Origin of the sequence: Pseudomonas sp. P7548 (genome assembly GCF_013386585.1) — a bacterium.
Lineage (GTDB): Bacteria > Pseudomonadota > Gammaproteobacteria > Pseudomonadales > Pseudomonadaceae > Aquipseudomonas.
This window is the reverse complement of sequence record NZ_JACARO010000054.1, coordinates 81,078-93,630: the sequence shown is the minus strand read 5'-3', so window position 1 is coordinate 93,630 and position 12,553 is coordinate 81,078. Positions and strand designations below refer to the sequence as shown.

General features: G+C 63.0%; 10 protein-coding genes. 8 read left to right on the top strand and 2 right to left on the bottom strand.

What is annotated here, in order from left to right; translation table 11 throughout:
* Positions 1-191: 191 nt before the first annotated feature.
* A complete protein-coding gene (locus tag HX803_RS21870) occupies positions 192-1,124 on the bottom strand; it encodes a LysR substrate-binding domain-containing protein (RefSeq protein ID WP_176997494.1) in 933 nt (310 codons plus the stop codon).
* Between the two features lie 298 nt (positions 1,125-1,422).
* Between HX803_RS21870 and HX803_RS21865 the strand changes: the two genes are divergently transcribed.
* Complete coding sequence (locus tag HX803_RS21865; protein ID WP_178923429.1) at positions 1,423-2,655, top strand: MFS transporter; 1,233 nt, start codon at positions 1,423-1,425, stop codon at positions 2,653-2,655.
* On the opposite strand, the gene HX803_RS21860 is transcribed toward HX803_RS21865, so the two are convergent.
* The gene (locus HX803_RS21860) at positions 2,593-3,507 is read right to left on the bottom strand and encodes a LysR family transcriptional regulator (protein WP_178923427.1); all 915 of its coding nucleotides are present in this window, start codon (positions 3,505-3,507) and stop codon (positions 2,593-2,595) included. The two genes, HX803_RS21865 and HX803_RS21860, sit on opposite strands and share 63 nt — an antisense overlap.
* 105 nt (positions 3,508-3,612) lie before the next feature.
* Here HX803_RS21860 and HX803_RS21855 point away from each other — a divergent pair, with 105 nt between their 5' ends.
* From HX803_RS21855 to HX803_RS21825, 7 genes are all read left to right on the top strand, one after another.
* On the top strand, positions 3,613-4,494 hold the full coding sequence (locus HX803_RS21855) for a hypothetical protein (RefSeq protein WP_176997497.1): 882 nt from the start codon (positions 3,613-3,615) through the stop codon (positions 4,492-4,494).
* Between the two features lie 54 nt (positions 4,495-4,548).
* Positions 4,549-5,775 carry a Xaa-Pro peptidase family protein gene (locus tag HX803_RS21850; protein WP_178923425.1) on the top strand — a complete coding sequence of 409 codons (1,227 nt, stop codon included), beginning with the start codon at positions 4,549-4,551 and terminating at the stop codon, positions 5,773-5,775.
* Between the two features lie 293 nt (positions 5,776-6,068).
* Positions 6,069-7,703, top strand: a complete 1,635-nt coding sequence (locus HX803_RS21845) for an ABC transporter substrate-binding protein (protein WP_178923423.1) — start codon at positions 6,069-6,071, stop codon at positions 7,701-7,703.
* A gap of 58 nt (positions 7,704-7,761) precedes the next feature.
* On the top strand, positions 7,762-8,715 hold the full coding sequence (locus HX803_RS21840; RefSeq protein WP_177005457.1) for an ABC transporter permease: 954 nt from the start codon (positions 7,762-7,764) through the stop codon (positions 8,713-8,715).
* A complete protein-coding gene (locus HX803_RS21835) occupies positions 8,712-9,548 on the top strand; it encodes an ABC transporter permease (protein WP_176997501.1) in 837 nt (278 codons plus the stop codon). The genes HX803_RS21840 and HX803_RS21835 overlap by 4 nt, the downstream gene beginning before the upstream one ends.
* Positions 9,549-9,550: 2 nt before the next feature.
* On the top strand, positions 9,551-11,191 hold the full coding sequence (locus HX803_RS21830) for an ABC transporter ATP-binding protein (protein WP_178923421.1): 1,641 nt from the start codon (positions 9,551-9,553) through the stop codon (positions 11,189-11,191).
* Between the two features lie 84 nt (positions 11,192-11,275).
* Positions 11,276-12,445, top strand: a complete 1,170-nt coding sequence (locus tag HX803_RS21825; protein ID WP_178923419.1) for a hypothetical protein — start codon at positions 11,276-11,278, stop codon at positions 12,443-12,445.
* Positions 12,446-12,553 lie beyond the last annotated feature (108 nt).

Here is a 12,553-nt window from a genome sequence, read left to right as displayed (position 1 = left end):
GATGTCGCCTGAACCACCGCCTTCGCAGCCTCGCCAAGGCTCGGCAGCTCCCACAGATGACCGGGTCCATCTGTTGAAATGCGGCCGAATGTGGGAGCTGGCTTGCCTGCGATGGCATCAACGCGGTGTACCTGAAAAACCAAAGCGCCTGGATCGCCGGCAAGCCGGCTGCTACAGGGATCTGTGGGCGGTCAGGCGCTTGCGGCGGTGGACGGTTGCAACTGGCGCTGCGCCAACCAGATTTCTTCCTGCAACCACTGGCTGAACACCTGCAATTGCGGCAGGTCCGTTTGCTCGGGCCGCGTCACCAGCCAGTAAGACTGATGCCCTTCCACGTGCACGTTCATCACCTGGGTCAACTGCCCCGACGCCAACTCCGCCGCCACCATGTGCCAGTCGGCAATGGTGATACCCAACCCATCGGTAGCCGCCCGAATGGCCAGGTCCAGCAGGTCGAACTCATAGCCACCCTGGGTGTCCACGCCATGAATGCGCGCCGCGTCGAGCCAGTGTTTCCAGGTGAGGTATCGCTGGTCCTCGCTGGCCAACACGTGCAGCAGGGTCATGCGATTAAGGTCCACCCCATCACTGCATTCACGGGCGTACAACGACGGCGCGCACACCGCGATATGTCGCTCTTGCACCAGCAGCGAACTGTCCAGGCCATCCCATTCGCCATTGCCGAAACGAATGGCGCAATCCAGGGTGCTGGTCTGCGCCAGGCTGTCCTGCAAACAGGTGGTGATGCTCAGCTCCAGCTCAGGATGGGCCTCGCGCAACCGCCCCAGACGCGGCATCAGCCAGCGGCTGGTGAAGGTCGGCGGTGCATTCACATGCAGGCGGTTGGAGTGGGTTTTCTGCTGGATGCTGCGCACCGTCAGCTCGATCTTGTCGAACGACTGGTGCAGCGCCCGCAACAACACGCGCCCGGCGCTGGTCAGCTCCAAGTGGTGATGACGGCGCTCCAGCAGGTGCTCGCCCAACTGTTCTTCCAACTGCCGTACCTGGCGACTGACCGCGCTCTGGGTCACGTTCAACAGCTCGGCAGCCCGGGTGAAGCTGCCGGTACTGCCGGCCACTTCGAAGGCTTTGAGAGCATTGAGACCGGGCATTTTGCGTTTCATGGAGGGCACTCGACAGCGGCTGACAAGGAAACAAAATCCCACGACAACGCGGGAAAATTCGCACACAACATACCTTTTTGTATTGGGCCAGCGGTAGCACCCTCTGCCGACGATGAAAAAACCGGCGAACGCCCTCTATGTCGTTTTCCAGCGTATTTCGTCGCTCACGCATAAATAGCACGCGTATTACGCATGCACACTAAGACAATTAAGCATTGGTCGCCGACGCGCCACAAAAGTTAGTCTGCCTTACAACTAACTCAGCATTATTCGCCGTTTATTAAATCGGGCCCTCGCCATGTCGAACACACTTGTTTCACCGCGGCGAAGTATTGGTCTGCTGGCACTGATATTTACCGCCTGCAACGCCACCACCCACGGTTTCAGTATTTTTCTTTATTCGGCGTTATTGCCGCAGATCCGCCAGGTATTTGAACTCAGCTACAGCCAGGCCGCGTTGATAGCCGCGTTGTTGCAGCTGTTCTACATGGGCGCCTCCATCGCCAGCGGCATTGCGGCGGCCTGGGTCAGCCCGCGCAACATGGTGCGCCTGACTATGCTGCTAAGCCCCGCGCTGCTGGCGTTGGCCGTCGCCACGCCCTGGGTGATGCCGTTCGCGGCGTGCCTGGCCCTGGTGTCGGCGTGCGCGGTGTCGAACTGGAACGCTATTGCGGCACTGGCGCGCGAGGTCATCCCGGCCACGCACCGCAGCCGTGTGCTGGGGCTGGCCTCTTCGGGCGCCGCCTTTGCGATCTGCTTGAACGGCGTGTTGATCGCGCTGTTGCAGGGCCTGTCGTTGCGCCAGTTCTGGTTGATCTGTGCTGGCCTGACGCTGTTGGTCACGCTGCTGACTCTGTGGGCATTGGCCCCGCATACCGAGCAGGCACCCCGCACCGTTGAAGCGCCGGCCTTCAACCAGGTGCTGAAACAGTGGCTGCGCCTGTGCCTGGAATACCCCGTGGCCATGCAGATCGTATTGCTCAGCGGGTTTATCGGCGCCATCAGTGGGCCGTTTCTGAACTTCCTGTCGGCGTTTGTCAGCGATCGCCTGCACGCCAGCGCGGCGGTGACGGGTTCGATGTGGACGCTGATCGGCCTCGGCGGCGCCATTGGCGGCCTGTTGCTCGGCGCGTTGGCCGATCGCTGGGGCGCACTGCGCGTGTTGGCGCTGAGCATCGGCGCCTTCGGCCTGGCGATGCTGGGCCTGTTATGGCACCCCAGCCTGCTGCTGAGCTGGCTCGCGGCCGGGCTGTTCGCGCTGTTCTACTTCCCGTCCTGGGGCTTGATGGCGGCCTACCTCAGCGCTCGCCTCAACCCCGTGCAAAGCCTGCAAGTGGTGAGCCTGAGCATGGTCAGCTATGGCCTGGCCAGCGCCACGGCCAATGGTTTGTGCGGCTGGCTGCTGCAAGCCAGCGGCGAGTTTGCCGTGGTGCACGCCTGGATCGCCGGCTGGGTGCTGGCCTGCCTGCTAATGCTCAAGCGCATGGCCCATCGACAGTTCGCCGTGACGCTGCCGGCCCCCATACCCTGAGCGCCCCAACTGGCGCTGCAGGATCTCCACCAACGCCTCGACCTCCGGCACCTGGCATCCGGCCGGGCGCCAGTACATCAGGCGCGCCGGCGCAATCGGCGGGAAGCCCTGGCGCTCATCCAGGATCTGCCAGCCCGTCGGCACCAGCCGCCGCGCCATCACCCCGACCGACAAGCCTTGCTCGATGGCAATTGCAATGCCGCGCGGGCTCTGGCTGGTGTAAACCACCTGCCATGAGCGCCCGGCCCTGGCCAGCGCCTGCACAGCATTCGCCCGAAACGCACAGCCCTCGGCGTACACCGCCAGCGGCACCGACTGGCGCCCCACGCAGCTCCAGCTCGGCGCCGCCACCCACACCAACGGCTCATCACACAGGTATTCACCGGGTTGCAGGCCGGCGTGTTCCACCCCCAGCACCAGGTCCAGCTCACCGCGATTGAGACGGCTGACCAGCGCCGTGGACATTTCACAGCAGATGTCCGGGCGCACCTGGGCGAACTGTGCCTGGAAGTCCTTGAGCATGCCGCCCAGGCAATAGTCGGCGTAGTCCTCCGGCATGCCCAGGTGGATGCACACCTGTTCATTGGGCAATTGCGCCGCGCTGACCGCCTCGCCGTGCAGCTTGAGGATCTGCCGCGCGTAGATCAGGAAGGTTTCCCCGCCCGGGGTCAGCCCGATGGAGCGGCTGGTGCGGCGGATCAGCGGCGTGCCGACGATCTCTTCCAGGCGCTGCAGGCTCTGGCTGACCGTCGACTGGGTCTTGTGCAAACGCTCGGCCGCGGCCGAAAAACCCTGGCATTCGATAATTGCCACAAACACTTTAAGTAAACTGCCATCCAATTCGCCTGACATAACTATCGCCCCTGCCGATGGATTCGATCACAACTTGTAATTTCCCCTTAAAACTCATTTACGCAACTATCAACTCAATACAACCACCTCATTCAGGAGCCGTGTATGAGTCTTAAACTTGCCGATGCCGAAACCGGTGATATCAGCGACATCATTAATACCGAGCTGTATCCCATACATGATTCGGGCCATGTTCAATTACAGGCATTGATCGAACATGCCCGCGCCGAATTGGCCGAAGACGGCTGCTGCCTGCTGAAGAACTTCCTGCGCCCCGAAGCGCTGGAACAGGCGCGTCTGGAAGGCCTGGCGCTGTCGGACAAAACCTTCTTCTCGGTGCGCAAGGTCAACGCCTACTTCACCGAAGACGACACTTCCCTGCCCCAGGATGACCCGCGCCGCACATTCATGGAGCGCACCAGCGGCTTTGTGACCCGCGACATGATCGCCCCCGACGCGATCATCCACCGCCTGTACGTGTCGCCGATGATGAAGCGCTTTATCGGCGCCTGCCTCGACGAACCGGAGATTTTCGAATACGCCGACCCTTTCGCCGGGCTGGTGATCAACGTGATGCCCGAAGGCACCGAACAGCCTTGGCACTTCGACACCAACGAATTCATCGTCAGCATGATGACCCAGAAGCCCGAGGCCGGCGGCCTGTTCGAATACGCGCCGATGATCCGCTCGCGCAGCCAGGAAAACCTCGGCGCCGTCGGCCAGGTGGTACGCGGTGAAGACCGCTCGCGGGTGCAGGAGCTGGAGCTGAACCCCGGCGACCTGCAGATCTTCAAGGGGCGTTTCTCGGTGCACCGCGTTACCCGCGTGCAAGGCGCCACCGAGCGCAACACGGCGATCTTCGCCTACTCGGAAAAGCCCGGGATCATCGGCCGCGCCCAGCGCACCAAGCAGCTTTACGGACGCCTGTCCGAAGCCCACCTGCAAGCCGAACGCAACCTGGTGCGCAGCGACCAGTTGCTCGACTGATTCGCCTCTCCCCAAAAAACTAAAAACCGTAATGTGCCCTGCGAGGAACACCCCATGAGTCTGTCCGGCCCGAACCGCAACCCCGCCGACTGCGAACCCACCTATGACGAGATCCAGCAGATCCAGCTGGACCGCCTGCAAAGGGTGCGCAACGAACTGAAGAAACGCGACTACGCCGCCTGCGTGCTGTTCGACCCCACCCACATGCGCTACGCCACCGGCTCGCGCAACATGCAGGTGTACTCGGCGCGCAACCCCGCCCGCTACGCCTTTATCCCGGCAGAAGGCCCGGTGGTGATCTTCGAATTCGGCGGCTGCCTGCACCTGGCCGAAACCCTCAACACCGTGGACGAAGTGCGCCCGGCCAAGGCGATTTCCTATTACTTCTGCGAAAGCTTCCTGGGCAACGTCACCGCCGATTGGGCCGCCGAAATCGACGAACTGGTGCGCAAGTGCGGTGGCGGTAAACGCATCGCCATCGAAAGCGCCACCTCGGCCGCCGCCTTTGAACTGCAACGCCTCGGCTACCAAGTGTTCGATGCCCAGGAACCGCTGGAGCGCGCCCGCTGCATCAAGGTGCCCAACGAACTGAAGATGATCCGCGCCAGCCTGCGCGCCACCGAGGCCGGGGTGCGCCTGATGGAAAGCAAGCTAACCCCCGGCATCACCGAGAACCAGTTGTGGTCACACCTGCACCAGCACGTGATCGCCACCGATGGCGACTACGTGGAAACCCGCCTGCTCTCCTCCGGCCCACGCACCAACCCGTGGTTCCAGGAGTGCAGCACGCGCCCCATCGAAGCCGGTGACCTGGTGGCCCTCGACACCGACGTGGTCGGGCGTTTTGGCTACTACGCGGACTTCTCGCGCACCTTCCTGTGTGGCGACCAGGCCGCCACGGCCAAGCAGCAGGAGCTGTACAAGCTCGCCTACGAGCAGGTGCAGACCAACGTCGAAATGCTCAAGGCCGGGCGCAGTTTCAAGGAATACGCCGAGATGGCCTGGAAGATCCCCGACCATTACAAGAACAACCGCTATTTCGCCCTGGTACACGGCGTTGGCATGACCGGTGAATACCCCTACGTGGTGCACCGTGAGGACATCGACGCGCTGGGCTACGACGGCGTGTTTGAAGCCGGCATGACCATCTGCGTGGAAAGCTACATCGGCCATGACGACGGCGGCGAAGGCGTAAAGCTCGAAGAGCAGATCTACATCCACGAACACGGCATCGAGTTGCTCTCCGATTACCCGTTCGATCCGCGCCTGTTGCCGCGCTGAACCCGTCTAGCCCCACAGGCGGCCCTGGGAAGGACCAGTAACATGCATTTATAGAAGGTTACTGCGCAGAATTTGTCGTTTGTCGATCTTTGCGCAAATGACAAAACTGCGGGCATCTCTAATAAAAACAACATGAGAGCTGCCCTATGTCCTACCTCATTGCCCGCCTCCTGACTACGTTGCGCCTTGTTCTCCTGCCGGCTTCACAGCGGTCCGTGCTGCGCCTGATCGGCGCCTGCCACTGACCCTTGCGGTTCAACAAAAACGCATATTCGCAAGTACCGGAGAGGCTTATGAAAGACTTGACGACCCTGGACGGCAGCCTGCCGCATCCAGCCGTAAACGACCTGTGTGCACAAGTGCAACGTGGCGAGATCAACCGCCGCCAGTTCCTGCGCACCGCCGCCCTGCTGGGCGTTACCGTGGCCAGTGCGTCCACCTTTATCGGCTCGGCCCTGTTGGGCAACGATGCCCACGCCGCTGATGGCGCACCGGCCCGCCAAGGTGGCAGCCTGCGCTTTGCCTGTGCCATCCAGGAAATCCAGGACCCGATGCTGATCACCTGGATCGAAGCCTCCAACCTGTTGCGCAACTCCCTCGAATACCTGACCTGGGTCGACGCCGACAACATCACCCACCCGTACCTGGCCGAAAGCTGGAGCCCGTCCGACGACCTCACCACCTGGACCTTCAACCTGCGCCAGGACGTGAAGTGGAGCAACGGCGACAGCTTCAACGTCGACGACGTGCAGCACAACATCGAGCGCTGGATCGCGGCCGACTCCAAGTCGGTCAACCGCACGGCGTTCCAGGACATCAAGGCCTTCGAAAAAGTCAGCGACTACCAGTTCCGCCTGCAACTCAAGCGGCCGATCCTGGCCATCCCGGAAATGCTCAATGCGTTCACCTGCGCCCTGGTGCACCGCAGCTTCAAGGCCGGTGACGACTGGGCGAAAAACCCGCTGGCCACCGGGCCGTTCAAGCTGGTGTCGTTCGCCGTGAACAAGCAAGCGACCTTCGCCAAGCGCGCCGACTACTGGGGCAAGCCCGCCAACCTCGACGAGCTGCGCTACATCGACATGGGCACCGACGTGTCCACCCACCTGGCCGCCCTGCAAGCCGGCCAAGTCGACGTGCTGTACCGCGTCACCGTGGCCGAGCTGGACCTGGCCAAGCGTTTGCCCGGCGCGCAACTGCTCAGCTGCAAATCGGCGCAGACCGTGGTCATGCGCATGGCCTGCGACCAGAAGCCCTTCACCGACCTGCGTATCCGCAAGGCCGTGGTGCTGTGCGCTGATAACGCACAGATGCTCAAGGTGGCGTATCGCGGCATGGGCACCCTGGGTGAAGACCACCACGTGGCACCGTCCCACCCCGAATATTTCCCCCTGCCCAAGCGCGAGCGCGACGTGGCAGCGGCGAAAAAACTGCTGGCCGAAGCCGGCTTCCCCAATGGCCTGGACATCGACCTGATCGTCGGCAACACCCAGGGTCGCTATGAGCAGGACTGCGCGCAGATCCTGCAACAGAACTGCCTGGAAGCCGGCATCCGCATCAACCTCAAGGTGGTGCCGGCGGCGCAGTACTGGCCGATCTGGGACAAGGCCGCGTTCAGCCTGACCTACTGGGCCCATCGCCCGCTGGGGGTGATGTCCCTGGAACTGGCCTATCGCGGCGGCGGCGCGTGGAACGAAAGCCACTACAGCGACCCGGCCTTCGACGCCGCCCTGGACAAGGCCATGGGCATCATCGACCCCAAGCAGCGGGCCGTGGCCATGCAAAGCGTGGAGCAGATCCTGCAAGACGCCTGCGTGATCGTGCAGCCGTTCTGGGGTGACAAGTTCACCGCCGTGAGCAAGAAGGTGCAGGGCTTCCAGGTACACCCTTCCGACTTCTACCCCATGGGTAATGTCTGGCTGAGCGTTTGAGTCGGCGCTGCCCGCACCTGCGGGCAGGTTTCCCATCATCCGTCGGAGCATGTACCTGATGGCTCATTTTCTACTGCGCAAATTGCTGATGCTGCTGGCGACCCTGCTGTCGGTATCGCTGATTGTGTTCCTGGCCCTGGAACTCAATATCGAGGACGTCGCAATCAATGTCCTCGGCCCCTACTCCGCCGCCGACCAGCGTGCCGCCTGGTTGCTGGAACACGGCTACAACCAGCCGTTCGTGTGGCGCTACCTGGTGTGGCTCAAGGACTTCGTCACCGGCGACTGGGGCACCTCGGTGTACTTTCGCGAGCCGGTGCTCAAGCTGCTGCTGCCCAACCTGTGGCAAACCCTGACCCTGGCCGGGCTGGCCTTGCTGGTGATGGTGCCCGTGGCGTTGACCCTGGGCATCCTGGCCGGCGTGCGCCAAGGCTCGCCTGTCGACCGGCTGGTGTCGTTCCTGTCGATCGTCACCACCTCGATTCCGGACTTTGCCAGTGCGGTGTTCGTCTCGGCGATCTTTGTGTTCTGGCTCAACTGGCTGCCGGGCGTGAGCAGCATGAGCGACGGTTTCAGCGCCGTGGAACTGGTGCTGCCGCTGATGGTGCTGTGCCTGTTCGGCATCGGTTACCTGGCGCGCATCACCCGGGCGTCGATGGTCGAGGTGATGCAGGCGCCGTATATCCGTACGGCTCGCCTCAAGGGCGCCTCGACCACCCGCATCGTGCTGCGCCATGCCCTGCGCAATGTGCTGATCGCGCCAGTCACGGTGATCATGCTGTACATCCCGTGGCTGCTGTCGAACGTGATCGTGGTGGAGGTGTTTTTCGCCTACAAGGGCTTCGGCTCGATGCTCTACACCGCGTCCCTCAACCATGACGTCTACCTGATCGAAGCCTGCGCGATGATCAGCGGCGTGGTGGTGGGCATCAGCAAGATCTTCTCGGACCTGGCCTACACCTGGCTCAACCCGCGCATCACCCTGCGCAGTCTCGGCGGAGGCAGCCAATGAACCTGCTCAAATCCTTCAAACACCCCCTGGCCCTGCTTGGCCTGTTGCTGGTGGGCGGCTGGGTGCTGGTGGCGCTCTGCGCGCCGTGGCTGGCGCCCCATGATCCGCTGGAAAGCTTCACGCCGCTGCTCACTCCGATGACCGCTGGTGACGACGGTGCGAGCTTTTTGCTGGGCACCGACATGATCGGCCGCGACATTCTTTCGCGCCTGATCTGGGGCACGCGCACCGTGCTGTTCTGGTCGATCCTGGCCACGCTTACTGCGTTTGCCGTGGGCATTGCCATGGGCCTGTGCGCCGGCTACTTCAATGGCTGGGTGGATGCGGCGCTGTCCTACGTGGCCGACACCGTGCTGTCGTTCCCGGTGCTGGTGCTGTACATCGTGATCATCATTGCCCTTGGCGCCTCGGCGCTGAACATCCTGATTGCGGTGACGTTCACCAGTGCGCCGGCGATCTTTCGCATCATGCGCGCGCTGACCATCGACATTCGCTCACGCGACTACGTGCTCAGCGCCATCACCCAGGGCGAAGGCTCGTTGCGCATCATGCTGGTGGAGATTCTGCCCAATTGTGGCGGCCCGTTGATCGTCGATTTCTGCCTGCGCATCGGCTACACCGCGATCATGATCGGCGCCCTGGGTTTCCTCGGCCTCGGCCTGCCGCCGCCCACCCCGGACTGGGGCGGCATGATCAACGACGGCCGCGCCATGGCCATTACCTTCCCGCACCTGGTGATCTTCCCCTGCATCGCCATCTCCACCCTGATGCTCGGCCTGAGCTTGCTCGCCGACGGGCTGGATGAACACGCGCAGCAAGGCGCAAGGAGTTGAGCATGAGTAACCAGCACACCGTTTTGCGGGTCGATAACCTCAGCGTCGAGCTGCCCAAGGGCGCCGACCGCAGCCACGCCGTGCACGGCATCAGCCTGGACGTGCGCAAGGGTGAAATCCTATGTGTGATCGGCGAGTCGGGCTCGGGCAAATCCGTGCTGTCGGCGGCGATCATGGGCGATTACGCCAAGGGCCTGAAGCATGCCGGCGGCGTGATCGATTTTCTCGGTGACGACATCTGCACCCTGGATGAACCGCGCCTGCGTGCGCTGCGCGGCAACCGCATTGCGATGATTTTCCAGGAGCCGATGGCGGCATTGAACCCGGCGATTCGCATTGGCAAGCAAGTCGAGGAGATCTTCGACATCCATGCGCCGCAGATGCCAGCGGCCGAGCGCCGTGAGCGAATGCTTGCGCTGCTCGAATCGACCCAACTGCCGGACCCGCCACGCATCGCCAACAGCTTCCCGCACCAGCTGTCCGGTGGCCAATGCCAGCGCGTGGTGATTGCCATGGCGCTGGCGATGAACCCGGACCTGCTGATCGCCGACGAACCCACCACGGCCCTCGACGTGACCACGCAAGCCCAGGTCTTGAAGCTGGTGCGTGACCTGCGCGGGCGTGGGCAGCACGGCATCTTGTTCATCACCCACGACTTCGGCGTGGTGGCGCAGATTGCCGACCGCATTGCGGTGATGGAAGGCGGCCGTCTGGTGGAAATCGGCGAGCGTGACCAGGTGCTGAATGCCCCGGCCCATGCCTACACGCGCAAGCTGATTGCGGCAGTGCCGGCGCTGCACCCGGAACTGCATGTGCCGGGTGACGACGGCGAAATGGCCTTGCGCATCGAACACCTGACCAAGACCTACAACGTCGGCGGCAGCTCGGTGGCGGCGCTGCGCAATGTGTCGCTGAACCTGCCACGGGGCAAGACGCTGGCGATTGTCGGCGAGTCGGGCTCGGGCAAGAGCACCCTGGTCAAGGCCGCGATCCGCCTGGTGGACAGCGACAGCGGCCATGTGTGGGTGGGGGATACCGACTTCCTGGCGCTGCACGGCTCGGCGTTGGCGGCCAACCGTCGGCGCATCCAGATGATCTTCCAGGACCCCTACGGTTCGCTGAACCCGCGCCATCGCGTCGGCGACATCATCGCCCGTGCCGCCCAGTTACGCGGCTTGTCGGCCAAGGATGCGTGGGCCGAGGCCGGCGACCTGCTGGAACAGGTCGGCCTCAAGCGTGACGCCCTGCAACGCAAGCCTCGCCAGTTCTCCGGTGGCCAGCGCCAGCGCATCGGCATTGCCCGCGCCCTGGCGATGCGCCCGGAAGTGCTGATCGCCGATGAAAGCGTGTCGGCGCTGGACGTGTCGGTGCAAAAGCAGGTGCTGGAGCTGCTGGCCGACCTGCAGAAGCAGTTGAACCTGAGCATCCTGTTCATCACCCACGATCTGCGCGTGGCGGCGCAGATCAGCGACCACATCGCGGTGATGCGCCAGGGCGAAGTCGTTGAATACGGCACTGCCGAGCAAGTGCTGCTCAGACCCCAGAACAGCTACACCCAGGCGCTGCTGGCGGCCGCGCCCGGGGCGTCGCAACTACCGGCTGCCGGGCCGCCGCTGAGGCTGATCCGCCCCGCCGCGCACTGAGTTCCACCCCTTTCCCTGCGTCGCAGCGTTCGCTGCGGCAACGGGCTGCTGTTGCCCAAAAAAACCAATAACGAGAGCCAAACCATGCGACCAACCTTAGGCTACTTCGCCCTGATCCCCGTGCTCGGCGCCCTCGCGGCACCGGCCATGGCGATCCAGGTCACCGACAACCTCGACATCGGCGGCGCCATCCGCGCACGCTGGGACTACGACCCGGACCGCGACATCCAGAAGTTCGGCCTGGACACCGCGTTTCTCAGCGCCAAGTACAACTCCGACACCTGGATCGGCGAAGCCCAGTACCGCTTCTACGGGCGCTCCTACCCGTACCAGTACACCAAGAACTACGGCGACATCCAGTTCGCCAAGTTCGCCTGGGTCGGCTACAAGTTCAACCCCGACCAGCAGGTGCAAGTGGGCCTCAACACCGTGCCGTTCGGCCTGCAGCCGTATTTCGGCAGCACCTTCTACGAAACCTTGGGCAACGTGATCGGCCTGGAAGACGTGCAGCAGATCGGTACCAAGTACATCCAGCAAAGTGGCGACTGGAACATCCAGGCCGGTTACTACCTGCGCCCGGCGTGGCAAGGCAAGGGCACCAGCAAGGGCGTGACCTACTCCAGCGTGATCTCCGAGGCTGATAGCTACGTGGCCGACGGCAGCAACAACCAGGAGCGCAACACCGTGGTGGTGCGGGTGGCCAAGGCCATGGACCTGGGTAACTGGAAGTCCGAAGTCGGTGTGTCTGGCCTGACCTCGACCCTGGAGAACAAGGACACCGGCAACGACGGCCGCCGCAACGCCGTGGCCATCCACTACCTGGGCAAGAACGGCCCGTGGGGCCTGCAATTGCAGGCGGCGCGCCAGCAGATGTCGCCGCGCAACGAAGGCACCGACGCAGTGGTGACGCTGGGCGGGTATGACGGCACCTTCAACGTCGCCAGCCGTGGCAACCTGTACGTGGCGGACTTGAGCTACGACGTGGGCGGCAAGTACCTGTTCGACCAGATCAGCGGCGTGAAGCTGTACGCCAACTACAGTGCCTTCGACAAATCCGACAATGAGTTCAAGACCTCGCAGCGGGTGATCCTGGGTACGTCGTTTTCGTTCAGCAAATTGTGGATTGCCACGGAGTGGTTGATCGGCAAGAACGATCCGTACATTGGTGGCAGCAGCTATACCCAGAGCCTGGGGGCTGGGGGTAGCAACCAGTGGGAGAATCAGCTGTACATGAACATCGGGTATTACTTTTAATAGGCGGCATTGCTGAGATCGCTATCGCCGGCAAGCCGGCTCCTACAGGGAACCGCATTTCAACTGTAGGGGCCGGCTTGCCGGCGCTGGCGTTCGCACAAACACAAT

Excerpts from the sequence above, each read along its gene's own strand:
- HX803_RS21870 (WP_176997494.1), bottom strand. The coding sequence starts at position 1,124 with ATGAAACGCAAAATGCCCGGTCTCAATGCTCTCAAAGCCTTCGAAGTG.
- HX803_RS21865 (WP_178923429.1), top strand. The coding sequence starts at position 1,423 with ATGTCGAACACACTTGTTTCACCGCGGCGAAGTATTGGTCTGCTGGCA.
- HX803_RS21860 (WP_178923427.1), bottom strand. The coding sequence starts at position 3,507 with ATGTCAGGCGAATTGGATGGCAGTTTACTTAAAGTGTTTGTGGCAATT.
- HX803_RS21855 (WP_176997497.1), top strand. The coding sequence starts at position 3,613 with ATGAGTCTTAAACTTGCCGATGCCGAAACCGGTGATATCAGCGACATC.
- HX803_RS21850 (WP_178923425.1), top strand. The coding sequence starts at position 4,549 with ATGAGTCTGTCCGGCCCGAACCGCAACCCCGCCGACTGCGAACCCACC.
- HX803_RS21845 (WP_178923423.1), top strand. The coding sequence starts at position 6,069 with ATGAAAGACTTGACGACCCTGGACGGCAGCCTGCCGCATCCAGCCGTA.
- HX803_RS21840 (WP_177005457.1), top strand. The coding sequence starts at position 7,762 with ATGGCTCATTTTCTACTGCGCAAATTGCTGATGCTGCTGGCGACCCTG.
- HX803_RS21835 (WP_176997501.1), top strand. The coding sequence starts at position 8,712 with ATGAACCTGCTCAAATCCTTCAAACACCCCCTGGCCCTGCTTGGCCTG.
- HX803_RS21830 (WP_178923421.1), top strand. The coding sequence starts at position 9,551 with ATGAGTAACCAGCACACCGTTTTGCGGGTCGATAACCTCAGCGTCGAG.
- HX803_RS21825 (WP_178923419.1), top strand. The coding sequence starts at position 11,276 with ATGCGACCAACCTTAGGCTACTTCGCCCTGATCCCCGTGCTCGGCGCC.